Annotated in this window: 15 protein-coding genes; 9 read left to right on the top strand and 6 right to left on the bottom strand. The window is 68.7% G+C overall.

What is annotated here, in order from left to right:
* The first annotated feature begins 4 nt into the window (after positions 1-4).
* From QMG61_RS09460 to QMG61_RS09450, 3 genes are read left to right on the top strand one after another with little or no spacing between them, the layout of a single operon-like run.
* Complete coding sequence (locus QMG61_RS09460) at positions 5-661, top strand: hypothetical protein (RefSeq protein ID WP_283494097.1); 657 nt, start codon at positions 5-7, stop codon at positions 659-661.
* A complete protein-coding gene (locus QMG61_RS09455) occupies positions 661-2178 on the top strand; it encodes a proton-conducting transporter transmembrane domain-containing protein (RefSeq protein ID WP_283494096.1) in 1518 nt (505 codons plus the stop codon). The genes QMG61_RS09460 and QMG61_RS09455 overlap by 1 nt, the downstream gene beginning before the upstream one ends.
* On the top strand, positions 2175-3683 hold the full coding sequence (locus tag QMG61_RS09450) for a hydrogenase large subunit (RefSeq protein WP_283494095.1): 1509 nt from the start codon (positions 2175-2177) through the stop codon (positions 3681-3683). Before QMG61_RS09455 ends, QMG61_RS09450 begins: the two co-directional genes overlap by 4 nt.
* A 14-nt stretch (positions 3684-3697) precedes the next feature.
* Here QMG61_RS09450 and QMG61_RS09445 read toward each other — a convergent pair whose 3' ends face one another.
* Positions 3698-4039, bottom strand: a complete 342-nt coding sequence (locus tag QMG61_RS09445; RefSeq protein WP_283494094.1) for an ArsR/SmtB family transcription factor — start codon at positions 4037-4039, stop codon at positions 3698-3700.
* Positions 4040-4301: 262 nt separating this feature from the next.
* Between QMG61_RS09445 and QMG61_RS09440 the strand changes: the two genes are divergently transcribed.
* From QMG61_RS09440 to QMG61_RS09430, 3 genes are read left to right on the top strand one after another with little or no spacing between them, the layout of a single operon-like run.
* Positions 4302-4796: a hypothetical protein gene (locus tag QMG61_RS09440; RefSeq protein ID WP_283494093.1), complete on the top strand. Its 495-nt coding sequence runs from the start codon at positions 4302-4304 to the stop codon at positions 4794-4796.
* Positions 4796-5881: an MAB_1171c family putative transporter gene (locus tag QMG61_RS09435; protein WP_283494092.1), complete on the top strand. Its 1086-nt coding sequence runs from the start codon at positions 4796-4798 to the stop codon at positions 5879-5881. Before QMG61_RS09440 ends, QMG61_RS09435 begins: the two co-directional genes overlap by 1 nt.
* Positions 5878-6300 carry a hypothetical protein gene (locus QMG61_RS09430; RefSeq protein ID WP_283494091.1) on the top strand — a complete coding sequence of 141 codons (423 nt, stop codon included), beginning with the start codon at positions 5878-5880 and terminating at the stop codon, positions 6298-6300. Before QMG61_RS09435 ends, QMG61_RS09430 begins: the two co-directional genes overlap by 4 nt.
* A 332-nt stretch (positions 6301-6632) precedes the next feature.
* Here the strand turns inward: QMG61_RS09430 and QMG61_RS09425 are convergent, their stop codons facing one another.
* The 3 genes from QMG61_RS09425 to QMG61_RS09415 form a co-directional block, all read right to left on the bottom strand.
* A complete protein-coding gene (locus QMG61_RS09425; protein WP_283494090.1) occupies positions 6633-8906 on the bottom strand; it encodes a polyribonucleotide nucleotidyltransferase in 2274 nt (757 codons plus the stop codon).
* Positions 8907-9236: 330 nt separating this feature from the next.
* Complete coding sequence (locus QMG61_RS09420) at positions 9237-10157, bottom strand: iron-sulfur cluster-binding protein (RefSeq protein ID WP_283494089.1); 921 nt, start codon at positions 10155-10157, stop codon at positions 9237-9239.
* On the bottom strand, positions 10154-11131 hold the full coding sequence (locus QMG61_RS09415; RefSeq protein ID WP_283494088.1) for a dihydroorotate dehydrogenase: 978 nt from the start codon (positions 11129-11131) through the stop codon (positions 10154-10156). Before QMG61_RS09415 ends, QMG61_RS09420 begins: the two co-directional genes overlap by 4 nt.
* 259 nt (positions 11132-11390) lie before the next feature.
* On the opposite strand from QMG61_RS09415, the gene QMG61_RS09410 reads away from it, so the two are divergent.
* A complete protein-coding gene (locus tag QMG61_RS09410; protein WP_283494087.1) occupies positions 11391-13799 on the top strand; it encodes an immune inhibitor A domain-containing protein in 2409 nt (802 codons plus the stop codon).
* A gap of 23 nt (positions 13800-13822) precedes the next feature.
* Positions 13823-14233 carry a hypothetical protein gene (locus QMG61_RS09405; RefSeq protein ID WP_283494086.1) on the top strand — a complete coding sequence of 137 codons (411 nt, stop codon included), beginning with the start codon at positions 13823-13825 and terminating at the stop codon, positions 14231-14233.
* A 124-nt stretch (positions 14234-14357) separates the two neighbouring features.
* Here the strand turns inward: QMG61_RS09405 and QMG61_RS09400 are convergent, their stop codons facing one another.
* On the bottom strand, positions 14358-15434 hold the full coding sequence (locus QMG61_RS09400) for an LLM class flavin-dependent oxidoreductase (protein ID WP_283494085.1): 1077 nt from the start codon (positions 15432-15434) through the stop codon (positions 14358-14360).
* A 155-nt stretch (positions 15435-15589) separates the two neighbouring features.
* Positions 15590-16762, bottom strand: coding sequence for an ROK family protein (locus QMG61_RS09395; RefSeq protein WP_283494084.1), 1173 nt, complete (start codon positions 16760-16762; stop codon positions 15590-15592).
* Between the two features lie 241 nt (positions 16763-17003).
* Between QMG61_RS09395 and QMG61_RS09390 the strand changes: the two genes are divergently transcribed.
* Positions 17004-18695, top strand: a complete 1692-nt coding sequence (locus QMG61_RS09390; RefSeq protein WP_283494083.1) for a glycoside hydrolase family 13 protein — start codon at positions 17004-17006, stop codon at positions 18693-18695.
* The last annotated feature ends 89 nt before the right edge of the window (positions 18696-18784 follow it).

Raw genomic sequence — 18784 nt, 5'->3', positions numbered from 1 at the left:
ATCCGTGTTCGACACCGTCTACCCCCAACTGATCGGCCTTTGCACCGGCGCCCTGCTGCTCACCAGCGCGCTGATGGTCTGGCGCCACTCCCTGCTCGCCTCGATCCGGCTGCTCAGCGCACAAGGTTTCGCTCTGGCCGCCCTGGTGGCCGTGATCGGCGTCGAGGAGGGTGCGGCCGAGGTCATCATCGTCTCCGTCCTCGTACTGCTGGTCAAAGGGATGGGCCTGCCATGGGTGCTCGCCCACGAGACCCGCGCCACCACGCGCACGGACGAGGCGCCGCGGCTGAATCCGACGGCCGGCCTCCTGACCGTGGCGCTGCTGACCATCCTCAGCTACGTCGTCGCCAGCCGGTTGCTCCGGGACGATTCGAGCGTCTCGGCTCACGCCGCCGGGATCGGGCTCGCCATGGTGCTGATCGGCTTCCTGCTGTTGGTCACCCGGCGGCAGGCAGGTTCGCAGCTGATCGGCTTCCTCGTGCTCGACAACGGCATCGCCACCGTCGCGTTCCTGACCTCCGGCGGGGTTCCGCTGTTTCTCGAGCTGGGCATCTCCCTCGACGTGCTGCTGGTCGTGGTCATCCTCTACGTCTTCGCCGGCCGGATGCGCAATAAGTTCGGCAACACCGACATTGATCAGCTCAGAAAGTTGCACGACTGATGTCTTTCGCCCTGTGGATCCCTCTGGCCGTTCCGGTCGTCCTGGCCGCGCTCAGCCTCGCCGGCGGCTCGCGACAGTTCGCTCGCCTCGGCCCGGTCGGGTCCAGCGCCGCCGTGCTCGCCTCCGGCCTGCTCCTGGACGGTGCGGTGCTCGCGGGGACGGTCCCCGACCTCGGCGGCGGACTGCTCAGAGCGGACGCCCTGTCCGCCTACATGCTCACCGTCGTCGGCGCGGTCGGACTGGTGTCCACCTGGGGCGGGCTCGGCCATGCCACCGTTGTTCCCGGCCGCTACGCCGGCTCCTACGACGCCCTGATCTCGGTGTTCCTGGCCGCGATGTCGCTCGCGGTCCTGGCCGACAACATCGGGCTGATGTGGGCCGCCGTCGAGGCCACCACGATCACCACCGCCTTCCTGGTCGGGCATCACCGCACCCGTTCGTCGCTGGAGGCCGCCTGGAAATACGTCATCCTCGGCTCGGTCGGCGTCGCCATCGCCCTGCTCGGGATCGTGCTGATCTACGCCGCCTCACGCGGAACGGGGGAACCGACCCTGTCCTGGCTCGAACTCAGCCGCACCGGCCTGCCGCTCGACCCGACCCTGATCCGGGCGGGAGGCGCACTCGCCGTGCTCGGCTTCGCCACCAAGGCGGGGCTCGCCCCGATGCACAGCTGGCTGCCCGACGCGCACAGCCAGGCGCCCGCTCCGGTCTCCGGGCTGATGAGCGGGGTTCTGCTCGCGGTCGCCCTCTACGCCATCCTGCGCATCCAAACCATCACCAACGCCGTGATCGGGCCGGACTTCCTGCGCGTGATGCTCAGCGTCGGCGGCCTGCTCTCCCTGTTCGTGGCCGCAGCCCTGCTGATCCGGCAACGCGACTTCAAACGGATGCTGGCCTACTCCAGCATCGAGCACATGGGGATGATGGCTGTGGGTGCCGCCATCGGCGCCGCCGCCCTGCCCGCCGTACTGCTCTACGTGCTCGGCCACGGCCTGACCAAGGCGACGCTGTTCGTGCTCTCCGGCCGCATCCTCGAGGTGGAGGGCACCCCCCGGATCGACGATGTCCGTGCCCTGCTCGTTCGCCGCCCAGGCCTCGCCGTTCCGTGGCTGATCGCCATGGCCGCCCTGGTCGGGTTTCCCCCGTTCAGCATCTTCTTCTCGGAAATCGGCATCATCGTCGCCGGTTTCGACGCCGGCCTGGGCGTCGTCGTCGGAATCGCGCTGGTGCTGCTGCTCGTCATCTTCGCCGCGCTCACCCGGCTGACGGTCGCCATGACCATCGGCGCCCCGGCCGCCGCTCCCGCACCGGGCGTCGCGGCCGAAACCAGGCTGGACGGGGCCGGCGACGCCGTGACCGGCGAGCGTCCCGACGCCGTCCCGCCGGACCGGTCGTCCCACGGCCCCCGCCTGCCCCTCTTCCTCGCCCTGGGCGCCACCGCGGTGGTCGCCTTCATCGCCGAGCCGGTCGGCACGCTCCTGGCGCGCGCGGCCGCCGTTCTGGGAGGAATCCAATGACCCCGTCGATGTCGACCCAGCCGACCCAGGAACCCGACGTGCGCCCCGTCGCTCGCGACGACCTCCGGGAGCAGGCCGCCGCCGTGCTCTCGGAGGGGAACCGGCTCGCGATCATCACCTGCCACGACGACGGTGACGCCCTGCGCGTGGTGTATTCCTTCGCGGCCGTGTACCCGCGCCGCCGGATCGATCTGGTCGTGCCGGTGCCCTACGACGACGCCTGGGTGCCGAGCCTGGCCGATCTCTCCTACCCGGCCGGCAACTTCGAGCGGGGCATGCGCGACCTGTTCGGGGTGCGCCCGGCCGACCACCCGCAGCCGTTCCGACTGGTGCGGCACGGCCACTGGCCCCGCGGCTGGTACCCGATGCGCCGGGACGCCATGGCCGATCCCGAGTTCCTGCCCGACACCGAGTCGTTCCCGTTCGTCGAGGTCGAGGGACCCGGCGTCTACGAGATCGCGGTCGGCCCCATCCACGCCGGGATCATCGACCCCGGCCACTTCCGCTTCTCCGTCGTGGGCGAGACCATCGTGCGGATGGAAGCGCGCCAGTGGTACATGCACCGGGGCGTCGAACGGCTCTTCGAGGGCCGACTCCCCCGCGACGCGGTTGAGCTGGCCGAACAGGTCACCGGCGACACCGTCGCCGGCCACACCGTGGCCTGGCTGATGGCCGTCGAGGCGGCCGCGGGCATCCAGGTCTCCGAGGAGGACCGGATGCTGCGCGCCCTCCTGCTCGAACTCGAACGCATCTACAACCACGTGTCCGACCTCGGCGGTCTCGCCAACGACGTCGGCTTCGGCATCGTGCACTCCCACACCCAGCGGCTGAGGGAGACCCTGCTCCGCCTGAACCAGGCCGTGACCGGGCACCGGTACCTCCGCGGCGGCCTGACCATCGGCGGGGCCGCCGTGCTCGCGCTCCCCGACCCCGCCGAGCTCGACCGGGTTGGGGCCGAGATGCAGGAGATCATCGCCGTCACCCTCGGCCACGCCATCGTTCGGGATCGCTTCACCGGCACCGCGCCCCTCCCGACCGCTCAGGCCGAGGCGATGGGAACGCTCGGCTACGTGGCGAGGGCCTCCGGCATCGACGCGGATGCCCGCCGCGACCATCCGTTCGTCGACCTCGGCGAGGCGTTCCACGTCGTCACGGACACCGGCGGGGACGTGCTCGGCCGCTACCGGGTGCGCGCTGGGGAACTCGCGGTATCCATCGCCGTGGCGACCGATCTCATCCGCCGCCTGGACGGCCGACTGGGCAGCGGCCGGGCGGTCGACCCCGTCGGGCCTGGCGCCGGGGTTTCCCTGGTCGAGGGCTGGCGCGGCACGATCTGCCACCGGGCCGAGCTGGGCGCCGACGGCCGCCTCACCCGGGTGAAGATCGTCGATCCGTCCTACTTCAACTGGCCGGCCCTTCCGGTGGCGCTGGCAGAGACGATCGTGCCCGACTTTCCCCTGGTGAACAAGAGCTTCAACCAGTCCTACGCGGGGAACGACCTGTAGCGCCTCCCGGACGGCTAGGGAATGTCCTGCTCGATCGTGCGCAGGAGCGCGTTGGAGTCTTCGAGGGTGGCCACCAGCATCCGCTTGGCGACCGCGAGCAATTCGGCGACCATCGGATCGCGCAGCCCGTAGTAGATCGTGTTGCCCTCGCGCCGGGTGATGACGACCCCGGCCCGGCGGAGCACGCCGAGCTGCTGCGAGAGATTGGAGAGTTCGGAACCGAGCGCCTCGGCCAGGCTGCCGACGGAGCGTTCGCCGCCGACGAGCTGCTCGAGCACCTGCACACGCAGGGGATGCCCGAGCGATTTGAACAGTTCGGCCTTGAGAAGGGCCATGGGCAGTCCGGTGGTCGACACCACCCGAGCATATCGCTAATTTACAATATTCTCAAATAGATGGGCAGGGCATGCGGTGCGGTCCCACCCCGACCGCACCGCGCCACGCGAACGTCCACATGCCCCCCGCTTTCGCCCGACACGTGACGCGCAGATCACACAGAGGTCCGGGCGGTTCCGGAAACCGGTAGCCTAGACATGTCCAACCGAATCCAACGGTAGCACGAATTAGACATGTCCAACGTTTGCCAACACGCCGCGGACCCACGAAACGGAGACCAGCGTGAAGCGCGAAGAACGCCGGGAGCGGGCCCGCCAACTGGTCGCCGACCTCGACCTGCCGCGGCCGCTCACGGCCGACACTCTGCACAGTCACATGGAGGGCCTGCGCCGGAAACGCATCGTGATCCGACCCGCCAGTGCCCAGATGGTCACGTCCGGGGTCTGCGGACTGTGGCTGGAGATCGCGGGCGAGGACTTCGAACGGGTGCACTACGCGCCGACCGAATCGGCCGTGCACCGCCAGCAGTTCATCAACCACGAGTACGGGCACATGATCCTCCGGCATGAGAAGGAACTCCTCCCGGCCGAACGTGTCGCGCTGCTGGCGCCGCTGATCCCGATGGACGCGATCGTGCACGCGCTCTCCCGGAGCAGCTTCACCGACGAGCAGGAGGCCCTCGCCGAGGCCATCGGCGACGAACTCGCCCTGGTCATGTTGGGCGATCGCACCGATGCCCGCATCGGCCCGCGCACCGGGTTCGGAAGGGTGCTCTGATGCTGGGCGCCATCCAGATCGGCATGGCTGGTCTCCTCTGGGTTGCCGCGCTCCTCTGCCTGAAGGCCGCCCTGCATGGCCGCCGACTGCTGCTGTTCTGGTTCCTGGTCGTCTTTGCGGCCGCGATGACCCTGCAGCCAGCGCCCATCTACGATATCGTCGATCCCGCCATCGGGGGCGTGAACATCACCTATTTCGTCTTCCACGCTTTCGCCATCATCGCACTGGCCCTGGTCGACAGCCTCGTGCAGGATGCCACGGTCGAAGGCGGAATCACCCGTGCGAGGCAACGGGGCACCATCGCCGTCGGCCTTGTCATCATCGCCGTTCAGGCTGCCCTGTTCTTCGGCAGCGACTGGCGTCTCACGGACGGCATCCAACACATGTTCGTCAGCCGCTGGGACTACACGCTGTATGCCTCGACCACGTGGATCGCTCTCGCCTATTTCTCCGTTTCCGTCGCACGCGCGTGTCTGGCCGACCTGCCTAGGCAGCGCCGAAGGGTGACCAGGGTTTCCCTCGCCTTCGTGGCCGTCGGCTGCCTCGGAGTTCTGGTCTATTCCGTGGTGAGCCTGACCAACGCGACAATGTCGAGCCTGCACCAGGACGAGGCATTCACCAACTGGTCCAGGGTGCCGTATTTCGCGGCATTGATCACGGCCCCGATCTGTCTCGCCATCGGCCTGGGCCTGACGACCGCGGTGGACAGCGTCGCGTCGGTGCAGCGAAGCCTGCGAGAGCGGGCACTCCTCCTGCGCATCACACCGCTCTGGGAACGGCTGATCGCGGACTCCCCCGAGCTCAGCCTCGAAGCGGCTGCGCCTCGCCTGTTCCTCGCCCTCGCACGTGAGCCGGGAGCGCGTCTCTACCGGCGCTACGTCGAGGTGCGCGACAGCCTGCTTCTCCACCCGCAGGACGCCACTCCGGCCGAACGCGCCCTCCTCGAGGCGGTCGAGCGGCACACCCACGCCGAGCGGGCGGACGAGCCCCGCCGGCGCCTCACTCCGGTCCGGGCCGGCGCGGACCCGGCGAGCGAGATTAGCGCCGCCCGTGCACCCGACGCGCCCGAGAGGCTGAAGCCATGATCACCCCCCTCGTGCCGTCCGACCCGGCCCTCACCCCCCAGCAGGAGCTTGCCCGCAAGCTCAACCTCCTGCTCGATGTTGTCGTCGCCGAGGGCAACACCCCATACACGTACCGGGCGATCGCGGAGGGCCTGGGCGAGCGCGGTCTCTCGCTCTCCCGCGCACGCTGGGCCTACATGATCGCCGGCACCGGCCCGCTGGTCACCGACGTAGCGCTGCTGTCCGGCATCGCCGCGTTCTTCCGCATCCCGCCCGCCTACCTGCTCGGCTCCGACGACGACATCCCGGAACGGGTGGATGCCCAGCTCGCCTTCGTGAAGAAGCTCCGGGCCAAGCGCGTCGTCAGTTTCGCGGCTCGCACCCTCGGCGATGTCTCCCCCGAGATGCTCCGTTCGATCACCGAACTCCTGGACGAGTGATTCCGGCCGGGGCCGCCCCCGCGGCCCGCAGATGAAACACCCGCTCGACCGTGGGGGGACGGGAGCGGGTGCGCAGCCATATTATCCCAGGAATCCCGCAAATTTGCTCCGAGCCCGCCAAAGGCGCGCGCGGCGCTCATGGCACGCCGCCGAGAAGCCGGCGCGGCGCGGGCCGCGGGCCGGCTTCCGCGACGCGAGCCACGAGCGACGAGCGACGAGCGACGAGGCAAGGAACAGTGCCGAGAACGCGAAAAAGCCCGCCCTGCCGGAGCAGGACGGGCTTTCCGTCTAACCGACTAACCTGGCGAGAGGTTGTCGGTAGAACTTCCAGACTACGCCTCGGTGGTGACCGATGCGTCCGCCGAGTCGGCGTCGGCCGACTCTTCGAGAACCGGGGCGAGCGAAAGCTTGCCACGGTCGTCAATCTTGGTGATCTCCACGAGGACCTTCTGGCCCACGCCGAGCACGTCTTCGACGTTCTCCACCCGCTTGCCACCGGCGAGCTTGCGCACCTCGCTGATGTGCAGCAGGCCGTCCTTGCCCGGGAGCAGCGAGACGAACGCGCCGAAGGCGGCGATCTTCACCACGGTGCCGAGGAACTGCTCACCGACCTCGGGGTTGGTCGGGTTCGCGATGGAGTTGACCATGGCACGGGCGGCCTCAGCGGACGGTCCGTCGACGGCGCCGATGTACACGGTGCCGTCCTCCTCGATGGAGATGTCGGCGCCGGTCTCGTCCTGGATCCCGTTGATCGTCTTGCCCTTCGGGCCGATCAGCTCGCCGATCTTGTCGACGGGGATCTGCACGCTGATCACGCGGGGCGCGGTCGGGGCCATCTCGTCCGGGGCATCGATGGCGGCGTTCAGCACGGCGAGGATGGTCGAACGAGCATCCTTGGCCTGGGTGAGCGCGCCGGCGAGCACCGACGCGGGGATGCCGTCGAGCTTCGTGTCCAGCTGGATCGCAGTGACGAATTCACTCGTGCCGGCAACCTTGAAGTCCATGTCGCCGAGGGCGTCTTCGGCGCCGAGGATGTCGGTCAGGGCCGCGTAGCGGGTCTTTCCGTCAACCGTGTCGCTGATCAGGCCCATCGCGATGCCGGCGACCGGGGCGCGCAGCGGCACTCCGGCGTTGAGCAGCGAGAGGGTGGATGCACAGACGGAACCCATCGAGGTCGAACCGTTGGAGCTGAGAGCCTCAGACACCTGACGGATCGCGTAGGGGAATTCCTCACGCGTCGGCAGCACGGGAACCAGGGCACGCTCAGCGAGCGCTCCGTGGCCGATCTCGCGGCGCTTGGGCGTTCCGACGCGGCCGGTTTCACCGGTCGAGTAGGGCGGGAAGTTGTAGTTGTGCATGTAGCGCTTCTTGGTGACCGGGCTCAGGGAGTCGATCGTCTGCTCGAGCTTGAGCATGTTCAGCGTGGTGACACCCAGGATCTGGGTCTCGCCGCGCTGGAAGATCGCCGAACCGTGCACGCGCGGGATGATGGCAACCTCGGCGTCGAGCGGGCGGATGTCCGCGAGCCCACGGCCGTCGATGCGGATGCCCTCGTTGAGCACGCGCGAGCGCACGACGAGCTTGGTGACCGACTTGTACGCGGCGGAAACCTGCGCGTTGGCGCCGGCTTCGAGCTCGCCGGCTTCGACCTTCGCGGCGATGGCGTCCTTGACGGTTGCCTTGAGCGCGTCATCCGCGTTCTGGCGCTCGATCTTGTCCGCGATCTGGTAGACGGCCTTCAGCTGGTCGTACGCGAGAGCGGCGACGGCGTCGTAGGTGGCCGGCTGGTAGGACGGGAACACCGGGTAGGCGCCGGTCGGCTTGGCGGCCGAGGCGGCAACCTTCTGCTGCGCTTCGATGAGCTGCTTGATGAACGGCTTCGATGCTTCGATGCCCTCGGCGATGACCTCTTCGTTCGGCTTGATGGCGCCGCCCTTGATGAGGTTCCACGCGTTGTCGGTGGCTTCGGCCTCGATCATCATGATCGCGACATCCTGCGCGCCGTTCGCGTCGGTCACAACGCGGCCGGCGACGACCATGCTGAACACGGCGTCGACGATCTGCGAGTGCTTCGGGAACGCGACCCACTGGCCGGAGCCGTTCTCATCGGGGATGAGAGCGACGCGAACGCCACCGATCGGGCCGGAGAACGGGAGGCCGGCGAGCTGGGTCGACATCGACGCGGCGTTGATCGCGAGCACGTCGTAGTACTCGTCCGGCGCGATGGCCAGCACGGTCACGACAACCTGGATCTCGTTGCGGAGACCGTCGACGAACGACGGGCGCAGCGGCCGGTCGATCAGACGGCAGGTGAGGATGGCCTCGGTCGACGGGCGACCTTCGCGGCGGAAGAAGCTGCCCGGGATGCGGCCGGCAGCGTACATGCGCTCTTCCACGTCGATGGTCAGCGGGAAGAAGTCGAAGTTCTCCTTGGGGTTCTTGCTCGCGCTCGTCGCGGAGAGCAGCATGGTCTCTTCGTCGATGTAGGCGGCGGCTGAGCCCTGCGCCTGCTGCGCGAGACGGCCGGTTTCGAAGCGGATGGTGCGAGTTCCGTACTTGCCGTTATCGATAACGGTTTCGGCGAACGTGATTTCTGGACCCTCCATATGGGGGTTCTCTCCTTTTTTTAGACTCGTTTGCCCGTATGGCGCGCGAGTGGGGCGTCTGAGCGGGAATCAGGCAGAACGACACTGCCGGTGCGCGACTCGTGCGGTTGATATCTCAACCGGCGTGGGCGCGTCACTCTGTGCTCGAGCTGGCCACCAGTAGAAGTTCACCATCCGCGGATGCTGCCACCTGCGTTGGGAAACCACCACCGAGGGCCAGCGTTCCGCCGACCTGCTCCGTTTGTTCGGCCAATCCGGAGATTGACCTCCACCAGTCTAACAGAGCGCCTCCCGATTGCCGGTTGGCACGGCGGGCGGCACCGGGTGCGCTCAGCGCGCCGAGCCGGGGAGCACGGCGTCGAAGACGGGACCGTCGACGCAGACCAGCGGCCCCTCGACCTCCGCGCCGGTGGCGACCGGCGCGGCGCAACCGTGGCAGTAGCCGAGGCCGCAGGCCATGTGCGCCTCGAGCGAGACCTGCACCGGAACGCCCCATTCGGCGCCGAGCTCTGCTGCCAGGCGGGCGAGCACGCCCGCGCCGCAGACCAGGATGACCGCCGGCGGGCGGGTGCCGAACTCGGCCCGGAGCCGTTCGCCGAGTGCGGGGATGCCACTCGAACCGTCGTCGTCGGTGACCGCGATGACCGCGGCCCCCAGTTCGGCGCAGTCGGCGACGCCGATCAGGTCGGGCAGGCTGCGCCCGCTGAGCACGACGGTGGCCTCGATGCCCTGCGCCGCGGCATCCTCGACCGAGCCCATGACGGCGCAGACGCCGACCCCGCGTCCGATCAGCAGGGCCGTGCGCGCGCCCGGCGGGTACTCGAACCCGCGGCCGAGCGGCCCGGTGACGAGGAGGCGCTCCCCCACGCCGACATCGGCGAGCGCGGTGGTGCCGCGGCCTGCGATCCCGTAGATGACCTCCACGGTCCCGGCCTCAGGGTGCCGTCGGTGGATCGCCATCGGGCGGGGCAGCAGGATCCGTTCGCCGCCGCTGGGCGGAACCGTGATCATCAGGAAAGCCCCGGCGAGCGCCGTGCGGGCGATCGTGCCGGTGGCCAGGAGCAGGCGGCGGTAGCGATCGCCCACCGCTGTGTGCTCGAGCACCGTGGCGTCGTCCCAGACCGGTGCCGGCCGAGGGGCCGCCGCGGCCGGGCGCACGGCGATGAGGCCCTCGAGTGCGGCCTCATCGGCCGCGGTGAAGGCCTGCTGGCGCCGAAGCGCCTCGCGGGCGGTGTTGGCCGTGCCGGTCATTGCACCCTCCAGAGGTCGATCAGGTCACGGATGCCGACCGCCTCGTTGTCTGCACAGCGCTGCTGCAGCGCGCGCACGATTTCGACCATGGCGAATGGTCGGCCGAAGTTCGCGGTGCCCACCTGCACGGCCCTCGCGCCGACCGAGAAGTAGTCGAGGGCGTCGTCGGCGGTCTCGATCCCGCCGCAGGCGATCACCGGGATTTCCACGGCGCGGGCGGCGAGCCAGACCAGCCGGAGCACGATCGGGCGGATCGACGGACCGGAAAGCCCGCCGATGATGTTGCCGAGGGCCGGGCTGCGCGTGTAGGGCTGAAGCGGCAGTGCGGGGATCGAGTTGGCCACGCAGACCGCATCCGCGCCGGCTTCCTGGGCGGCGAGCGCGCACTCGGCGATCGAGGAGGCCAGGACGGGGAGCTTGACGATCAGCGGTTTGTCCGTGACCCGTCGGGCGGCGCGCACGACGGTGAGGATGGCGTCGGGGTCGGCACCGATATCCGTGCCCAGCCGGTCCAGGTTCGGGCAGGAGACGTTGAGCTCGTAGGCATCGCCGGCACCGTGGAGGTCGCTGATCACGGGCGCGTATTCGCCGGGGCGATGGGCGCCGACGCTGATGATGACGGGCACGCCGAGTTCCGTGTAGCGCGGGTGCAGATCGGTGAGGTAGCCCGCGGCCCCGCGGCTGGGGATGCCGACGCTGTTGACCATCCCGGCGTGGATCTCGGTCAGGCGGTGGGCGGCGTTGCCTCCGCGGGGCGTGCCGAAGACGGTCTTGGTGACGACGGCGCCGAGCTCCTCCACCGGGATCAGCCGGCCGAGGGCGGGGCCGAAGCAGCCGGAGGCCGGCATGACCGGGTTGGCGAGGGTGAGGGTACCGATGCGCACCGTGAGATCGACCGTGCCGGGAATGGCCGGGCGGGCCGCGAAGAACGCCGCACGCGCATCCGTCGGGGGCTGCGGGGGCGCGCTGGTCATCTGGTCTGCTTCCGGGGCTGGACGCATCCGTTCCGCGCCGCCCGTCCAGTATCCCGCGCGGGGAGGGCCCTCCCCAAATCTGAGCCCCTCACTGCGGCGGAGCGGCAGCCTGCCCCGGCCTCGAGCGTCGGCAGCGGCGTGCGTGATCGAAACGTTATCTTCAGCCCCCGTTTGAGGGCCGAGCAGACCGCTAGGTTGGGGCCACTGCGCAACTTCCCGGCATGATGTCACGGTGTCCCTCCACGAAAAGGACCAGTTCATGAGCCATAAGCAAAGCCGAAGTATGTCCACGTTCGTCTCAACCATTGCCGGAGCCGCGCTCGTCGCGGCCGGCCTCGTGGGAGGGCCGCTGGCCGCTGCTGCGTCACCACCCACGGCCGCACCCCCGGCGGACACCTCCGTCGGGGCACCCCAGTCCGACGAACTGCCCAACCCGGCCGAGGACAAGCGCCGCGCGCTCCGCGAGGAAGCGGTTCAACAGGTCCTCAACGGCGAGGCCACCGCGACCCGGAGCGGGGGAAGCACGGTCGTCAAGCTCAGCGGCAAGGGTCGCGATGGCACGAAGCAGGACAAATTCGTCGAGATCGGACGCGAGAAGACCGACAAGATCTTCGTCATCCTGACGGAGTTCGGCGACCAGCGCGACCCGGCCTACCCAGACCAGGACACCGCCCCCAGCATCCCGGGCCCGACCGTCTTCAACGGTCCGTTGCACAACGCGATCCCGCAGCCGGACCGCGCCGTCGACAACAGCACCGTCTGGCAGGCCGACTACAACCCGGCCGCTTACCAGAAGCTGTACTTCGGCACGGGCGCGGGCGTCGAGTCGCTCAAGACCTACTACGAGGCCCAATCGTCCGGTCGCTACAGCGTCGACGGTCAGGTTTCGGACTGGGTGAAGGTGCCCTTCAACGAGGCGCGCTACGGCCGCTCCGACGGTTTCCCCTGCGCCTCCAACGTGTGCAGCAACACCTGGGATCTGGTCCGAGACGGGCTCAACCAGTGGGTCGCCGACCAGAAGTCCGCCGGCCAGAGCGACGCCCAGATCAAGACGGCGTTGGCCAGCTATGACCAGTGGGATCGCTACGACTACGACCAGGACGGCGTCTTCAACGAGCCGGACGGCTACATCGACCATTTCCAGATCGTGCACTCGGGCGGCGACCAGGCCGACGGTGACCCCAGTCAGGGTGAAGACGCCATCTGGAGCCACCGCTGGTACGCCTACTTCAACCAGGCCGGACGGACGGGCCCGGCCGGCAACCTGCTCGGCGGCGCCGAGATCCCCGGTACCGGCCTGTGGGTGGGCGACTACACAATCCAGCCGGAGAACGGAGGACTGAGTGTCTTCGCCCACGAGTACGGTCACGATCTGGGACTCCCGGACGACTACGACACCGCGGGCGGCCCGAGCAACAACAACGAGTGGTGGACCCTGATGTCGCAGAGTCGACTGGGCGCGGCGGGCCAGGCGCTCGGCGAGAAGCCCGGTGACATCGGCGCATGGGAGAAACTCCAGCTCGGCTGGCTCGACTACGACGTGGTGCAGGCCGGCGAGAAGAAGACCCTCCAGCTCGGCCCGGAAGAGTACAACTCGGTACAGCCGCAGGCCGCCGTCGTCGTGCTCCCGAAGAAGACCGTCACGAACACGCTGGTCAGCCCGGCTGCCGGAACGTACGAGTGGTGGAGCGGCCAGGGCGACAATCTCGGCCAGACCCTCGCCCGACGCGTGACGCTGCCCGCCGGTGCGGCGACCCTCGCCTTCCAGGCAAACTGGAACATCGAGGATTGCGGTCCCGACGCGTGTGACTACGCCTATGTGGAGGTCAATGACGGATCGGGCTGGACGGCCCTGGCCGGCACCATCGCGAATGCGGCGGAAGGCAACGGCATCGACGGCCAGAGCAACGGCTGGCAGCCCGCCAGTTTCGACCTCTCGGCCTACGCCGGAAAGACGGTCGATCTGCGTTTCAGCTACGTGACCGACGGTGCGGCGCAGGGCAACGATCCGAGCCTGGCCTCCGGCATCTTCATCGACGAGATCAGCATCAGCTCTGGTGCGACGGTGCTCTTCTCGGATGGGGCGGAGACGCTCGATCCGGGGTGGACGGCGAACGGTTTCATCCGCACGACGGGTGTCGAAACGTCGGAGTACGACAACTACTACATCGCCGGAAATCGCTCCTACGTCGGCTATGACCGCTATCTCAAGACGGGACCGTACAACTTCGGGTTCGCGAACACGAAGCCAGACCTCGTCGAGCACTTCGCGTACCAACAGGGACTGATGATCTCCTACTGGGACACGTCGCAGTCCGACAACAACGTCAGCGCTCACCCGGGAGCCGGACGCAATCTGTATGTGGACGCTCATCCTCAGCCCCTCACCAGAGCAAGCGGGGCACCGTGGCGGAACCGGATTCAGCTGTACGACGCCCCGTTCAGCCTGCTCAACGCGGACTCGTTCACGCTCAACGTCAACAGCCAGCCCTCCACGATCCGCGGGCTGCCCGCTCAGCCCGTGTTCGACGACACGAAAAACTGGGAGGGGATCGAGGCGATCGGCCAGGGTGTGAAGGTGGCCAATGCCGGGGTGAAGATCGAGGTGACGAAGCAGAAGGGCACGTCGATGACGATTCGGATCTCGAGCACGCAGCCGAGAACCTGAGCCCCATCGACGGAGGACGCGTCATGTCACGCGTCGCGCGAACCCGGCGGGCAGGAGCCATCCTCCTGCTCGCCGGGTTCGCGCTCGCGGGCTGTGCCGGCGGCGCGGGGGGACCCGATCTGAACGGGACAGGCTCGCCCGAGCCGTCCCTGTCGTCGACGACACCGCCGACGATCACCCCTCCGGCAAAACCCCCCACGGACCCCTCGGATCTACAGGGCACCATCTGGCGGACAGGCACCGTGACGACCGGCGGAACCGGCCCGTGCTACGCCTTCCTGACCGACGACGGCACCGAACTCGCACTGTATTCCGAGGCCGGGCTGGCGCTCACCGCGGGAGAGAAGCTGACCGTGCAGGTCAGCCCCGCCTCATTCACGGCCGCTTGCGGACCGGGGCTGCTCGTTCAACTCCTGAACGTCAAACCCGGCTGACCCGTCACATCCCCTCCCACGTTGCCCCGGCGTCACGCCGAACTGTGAGATCGGCACGCTTTCCCGGCGGGAAAGCGTGCACAACTCACAGCTCGGCGAAGAGGCAGACTGGGATGGGCCGGGGTCAGGCGCGGGTGGCGGCCTTCAGGCTGGCGTGGGTGGGGGCATCCGGCACATGCGCCGGGCGGTTCTTCGCCAGTTCCCTGCGGAGGACCGGGACGACTTCGCCGCCGAGGATGTCGAGCTGCTCGAGCACGGTCTTCAGCGGCAGGCCGGCATGGTCCATCAGGAACAGCTGGCGCTGGTAGTCGCCGAAGAAGTCACGCATGCCGGCGTACCGGTCGATGATCTGCTGCGGGCTGCCCACGGTGAGCGGGGTCTGCTCGGTGAAGTCCTCCAGGCTCGGACCGTGGCCGTAGACCGGCGCGTTGTCGAAGTATGGGCGGAATTCGTCGATGGCGTCCTGCGACTTCGGGCGCATGAAGACCTGGCCGCCCAGGCCGACGATGGCCTGGTCTGCGCTGCCATGGCCGTAGTACTCGAACCGGGCCCGGTAGAGGCCGATCAGCTTCTGGAAGTGCTCCTTGGGCCAGAAGATGTTGTTTGCGAAGAAACCGTCGCCGTAGAACGCGGCCTGCTCGGCGATTTCCGGGCTGCGGATGCTGCCGTGCCAGACGAAGGGCGGCACCCCGTCCAGCGGGCGGGGTGTGGCGGTGAATCCCTGAAGCGGGGTGCGGAACTGGCCGCTCCAGTCGACGACGTTCTCTCGCCACAGCCGACGGAGCAGTGCGTAGTTCTCCAGGGCCAGCGGGATGCCCCGGCCGAGGTCCTTGCCGAACCAGGGATAGACCGGGCCGGTGTTTCCGCGCCCGAGCATGAGGTCGACTCGCCCGTCGGAGAGGTGCTGGAGCATCGCGAAATCCTCGGCGATCTTCACCGGGTCGTTGGTCGTGATCAGGGTCGTCGACGTCGACAGGATGATCCGCTCGGTCTTCGCCGCGATGTAGCCGAGCAGGGTGGTCGGCGAACTCGGCACGAAAGGCGGGTTGTGATGCTCACCCGACGCGAACACGTCGAGGCCGACCTCTTCGGCCTTGACCGCGATCGCCGCCATCGCCGTGATCCGCTCGTGTTCAGTGGGAGTGCGGCCGGTCGTGGGGTCGCGGGTCACATCGCCGACCGTGAAGATTCCGAACTGCATTTCCGGCCTCCCGTTTCAGATCATGCACAGAGGTTCAGACGCCGCCCGCTGCATGCCCGATCCTATTCCAGCCGCTCGGGCCCACGACAGGGCCAGGGCTTTCGGAGGGCGAGCCTCGTCCCCCCTCGGGCCGCCGCCAGTTCGCCGGCGTGCCGCTACTGCGGAAGGACCAGGCGGTCGAGCGAGGCCTGGATCGCCGTCGCGGCCGCGCCGCGGGCCCAGGAGGAGACCCCCGCGTCGTCGACCTCGATCCGGAGCGGCGCGGCATCCGGGTCGCGGTCGCGGCGGGCGGCCGCGGTGGCTTCGGCGGCGACGAGTGGCCAGAGTCCGATGCCCTCGCCCGCGAGCACGAGCGTGTCGAGCATGGCGATGTTGGCGATCACGGCGATCATCCGGCCGAGGGCACGTCCGGTCGCGAGCACCACGGATGCCGCCGCCGGGTTCCCCTCCGCAGCGAGCCGGAGCACCTCGTCGTAGTCGACCTCCCGGCCGAGAGCGATGCCGACCTGGCCGCAGACGCTCGAACTCGTGAGCATGGCCCGGGAGCATCCGCGGTGTCCCTCCGGGCAGATCGGGCCGTTGGCGTCGAGCGGGATGTGCCCGCCCAGACCCAGGCCGGTGTCCGGAGTCACGATCACGCGATCGTTCACGACCAGCCCGTATCCAACGCCGACGCCGATCGTGAGCACCGCGAAGTCGGGGGTGCCGCGGCCGGCACCGAACCATTGCTCGGCCGTGGTGAGCGCCACCACGTCGTTCTCTATCGTGACCGGGAGCCCAAGCCTGGCCTCGAGCGCGCCGGCCAGGTCCACGTCGTGCCAGCCCAGGAAGGGGGCGCGCCGCACGACCCTTCCGCCGACGACGGAGCCGCCGATGCACACGCCCAGCGCCGTCACCCCCTCCGGGCCGTCCAGCTCGAGCACGACCGCGGTGACCTGACGCACGACCTCGTCCAGCGAATGGCCGGCCAGGGCGCGCTGCGCTGCGGCGAGTTCGGTGGCACGCAGGTCGGTGCGCACGCCGAACACGTCGTCGCCGGTGAGCTTCACGCCGATGAACCGGCCGGCACCGACCCGCACGTCCAGCGGTCTCGCCGGACGCCCGACCGTGCCGTCGTGCTCCTCGGCGGCCTCGACGAACAGGCCGCGATCGAGGAATGGCTTGCTGAGCCGGGTGAGACTGGCCGGCGAAAGGCCGAGCCGCCGGCCGAGCTCGCTGCGGGCGATCGGCCCGTGGATGAGCACGGCCCTGGCGAGTTCGTGGGAGGACGAGCTCACGGCGGACGAGCTCACGGCGGACGTCGCATCCGTCGCCGTCGCTGCGGGCATGGCGGCTCCCTCGGTCCTCGTGTGGCGCACGACTGGGTCGGGCGATCGCCCGCGGCGATTTCTTCCATATTGACACAAAATACTAACTCCCAGCCGAATGCCTGGCCAATTCTGGCCGATGCATCGGAGTTGACAGCCCGATTACTTTCGGGATAGAAAGAATATGGCAAGGTGGCCGCGCACCCCGGATTCGACCGGCGAACCCGCGACGCATCTCCGGCCTGATGAGAGGATCCATCAAATGACCAGTTCCCACCCGACCGTCGCCCTCCCCGGCGAACCCGGCGCAGCCCCGTGGTGGACCAGCGCCGTGGTCTACCAGGTCTATCCGCGCAGTTTCGCGGACTCAGACGGCGACGGGATCGGCGACCTCGGCGGCATCCGCGGCCGACTGGAATATCTTGCCGAGCTGGGGGTGGATGCCCTCTGGCTCTCCCCCGTGTACCCGTCGCCGCAGCACGACAACGGCTACGACATCAGCGACTACCGGGAGATCGAGCCCGTTTTCGGCGACCTGGCGGAGTTCGATCTGCTCGTTGCCGAGGCGCACGAGCGGGGCATCAAGATCGTGATGGACCTCGTGGTCAACCACACCAGCGACGAGCATGCCTGGTTCCGGGAGTCGCGGTCCTCACGCTCGAACCCGAAACGGGACTGGTACTGGTGGCGGAAGCCCCAGGGCGACGAAGGCCCGCCCAACGGCTGGGGCAGTGCCTTCAGCGGCCCGGCCTGGACCCTGGACGAGGCGACGGGTGAGTACTACCTGCACCTGTTCGCGAAGCAGCAGCCCGATCTCAACTGGGAGAACCCCGAGGTGCGCCAAGCGGTCTATTCGATGATGAACTGGTGGCTCGACCGGGGCGTCGACGGGTTCCGGATGGACGTGATCAACTACATCGCCAAGCAGGTCGATCTGATCGACGGCCCGGCGCCGGCGACCGGCGGCGGCTCCCCGATGGGCCCGCAGATCCACGACTTCCTGCAGGAGATGCACGAGGCCGTCTTTGCCCGGCGCGACGGCGAGCACCTCACGGTCGGCGAGATGCCGGGTGTGAACACCGACGATGCCCGGCTCTTCACCGACCCCGGCCGCGCCGAGGTCGACATGATCTTCCAGTTCGAGCACGTCGGGCTCGACCAGGGCGCGAACAAGTTCGAGGTGCTCCCCCGCAGCCTGCCCGCACTGAAGAAGAACCTCGCGCATTGGCAGGACGGCCTGGCCGAGACCGGCTGGAACAGCCTCTACCTGAACAACCATGATCAGCCGAGGCTCGTCTCCCGGTTCGGAAACGACACCGAGTTCCGCTACGAGTCGGCGACGCTCTGGGCGCTGGTGCTGCACCTGCACCGCGGCACCCCCTACGTCTACCAGGGCGAGGAGATCGGGATGACGAACGTGCGGTTCGACTCGATCGACGACTACCGCGACCTCGAATCGCTCAACCACTACCGCGAGGCCGTGGACCAGTTCGACCTTGACCCGGGGACCGTGCTCGCGGGGGTCCAGACCATGAGCCGCGACAACGCGCGCACGCCGATGCAGTGGGACGGGACGGAGCAAGCCGGCTTCACCACCGGCACGCCCTGGCTCCCGGTGAACCCGAACCACACCGAGATCAACGTGGCGGCCGACCGGGCCGCGGAGCGGAGCGTGTTCCGGTTCTACCAGCGATTGATCGCCCTCCGCCATGAGAGCCCCGTCGTCGCGCTCGGCTCCTTCACCCTGCTCGACCCGGAACACGAGCGGCTCTACGCGTTCACCCGAACCCTCGGCGACGAAACCCTGCTCGTGGTCGCGAACGCGTCGGACACCCGTCTGGATGTCCCGCTCCCCGTCGACGTGACCGGCGCAGAGCTCGTCCTCGCCAACTACCCGACGCCCGGCGGCGGATCTGCCCTCGGCCCCTGGGAAGCACGACTGTACCGGCTCTAGGGGAACGAGCCGGCATCCGCCGCTGGAGAGCACCGCCGGCGCCTCCGGGTCTCGCGGCCCGCGTTCGGGAAGCGGGCGCGCGTTGCACC

This window comes from Cryobacterium sp. PH31-AA6 (assembly GCF_030063195.1).
In the GTDB taxonomy this organism is placed as follows: Bacteria; Actinomycetota; Actinomycetes; order Actinomycetales; family Microbacteriaceae; genus Cryobacterium.
The sequence above is the reverse complement of the archived record's forward strand: the minus strand, read 5'-3'. Positions and strand labels throughout refer to the sequence as shown.

Coding starts and splice junctions, on each gene's coding strand:
- QMG61_RS09455 (WP_283494096.1), top strand. CDS start 661: ATGTCTTTCGCCCTGTGGATCCCTCTGGCCGTTCCGGTCGTCCTGGCC.
- QMG61_RS09450 (WP_283494095.1), top strand. CDS start 2,175: ATGACCCCGTCGATGTCGACCCAGCCGACCCAGGAACCCGACGTGCGC.
- QMG61_RS09435 (WP_283494092.1), top strand. CDS start 4,796: ATGCTGGGCGCCATCCAGATCGGCATGGCTGGTCTCCTCTGGGTTGCC.
- QMG61_RS09430 (WP_283494091.1), top strand. CDS start 5,878: ATGATCACCCCCCTCGTGCCGTCCGACCCGGCCCTCACCCCCCAGCAG.
- QMG61_RS09425 (WP_283494090.1), bottom strand. CDS start 8,906: ATGGAGGGTCCAGAAATCACGTTCGCCGAAACCGTTATCGATAACGGC.
- QMG61_RS09420 (WP_283494089.1), bottom strand. CDS start 10,157: ATGACCGGCACGGCCAACACCGCCCGCGAGGCGCTTCGGCGCCAGCAG.
- QMG61_RS09415 (WP_283494088.1), bottom strand. CDS start 11,131: ATGACCAGCGCGCCCCCGCAGCCCCCGACGGATGCGCGTGCGGCGTTC.
- QMG61_RS09410 (WP_283494087.1), top strand. CDS start 11,391: ATGAGCCATAAGCAAAGCCGAAGTATGTCCACGTTCGTCTCAACCATT.
- QMG61_RS09405 (WP_283494086.1), top strand. CDS start 13,823: ATGTCACGCGTCGCGCGAACCCGGCGGGCAGGAGCCATCCTCCTGCTC.
- QMG61_RS09400 (WP_283494085.1), bottom strand. CDS start 15,434: ATGCAGTTCGGAATCTTCACGGTCGGCGATGTGACCCGCGACCCCACG.
- QMG61_RS09395 (WP_283494084.1), bottom strand. CDS start 16,762: ATGCCCGCAGCGACGGCGACGGATGCGACGTCCGCCGTGAGCTCGTCC.
- QMG61_RS09390 (WP_283494083.1), top strand. CDS start 17,004: ATGACCAGTTCCCACCCGACCGTCGCCCTCCCCGGCGAACCCGGCGCA.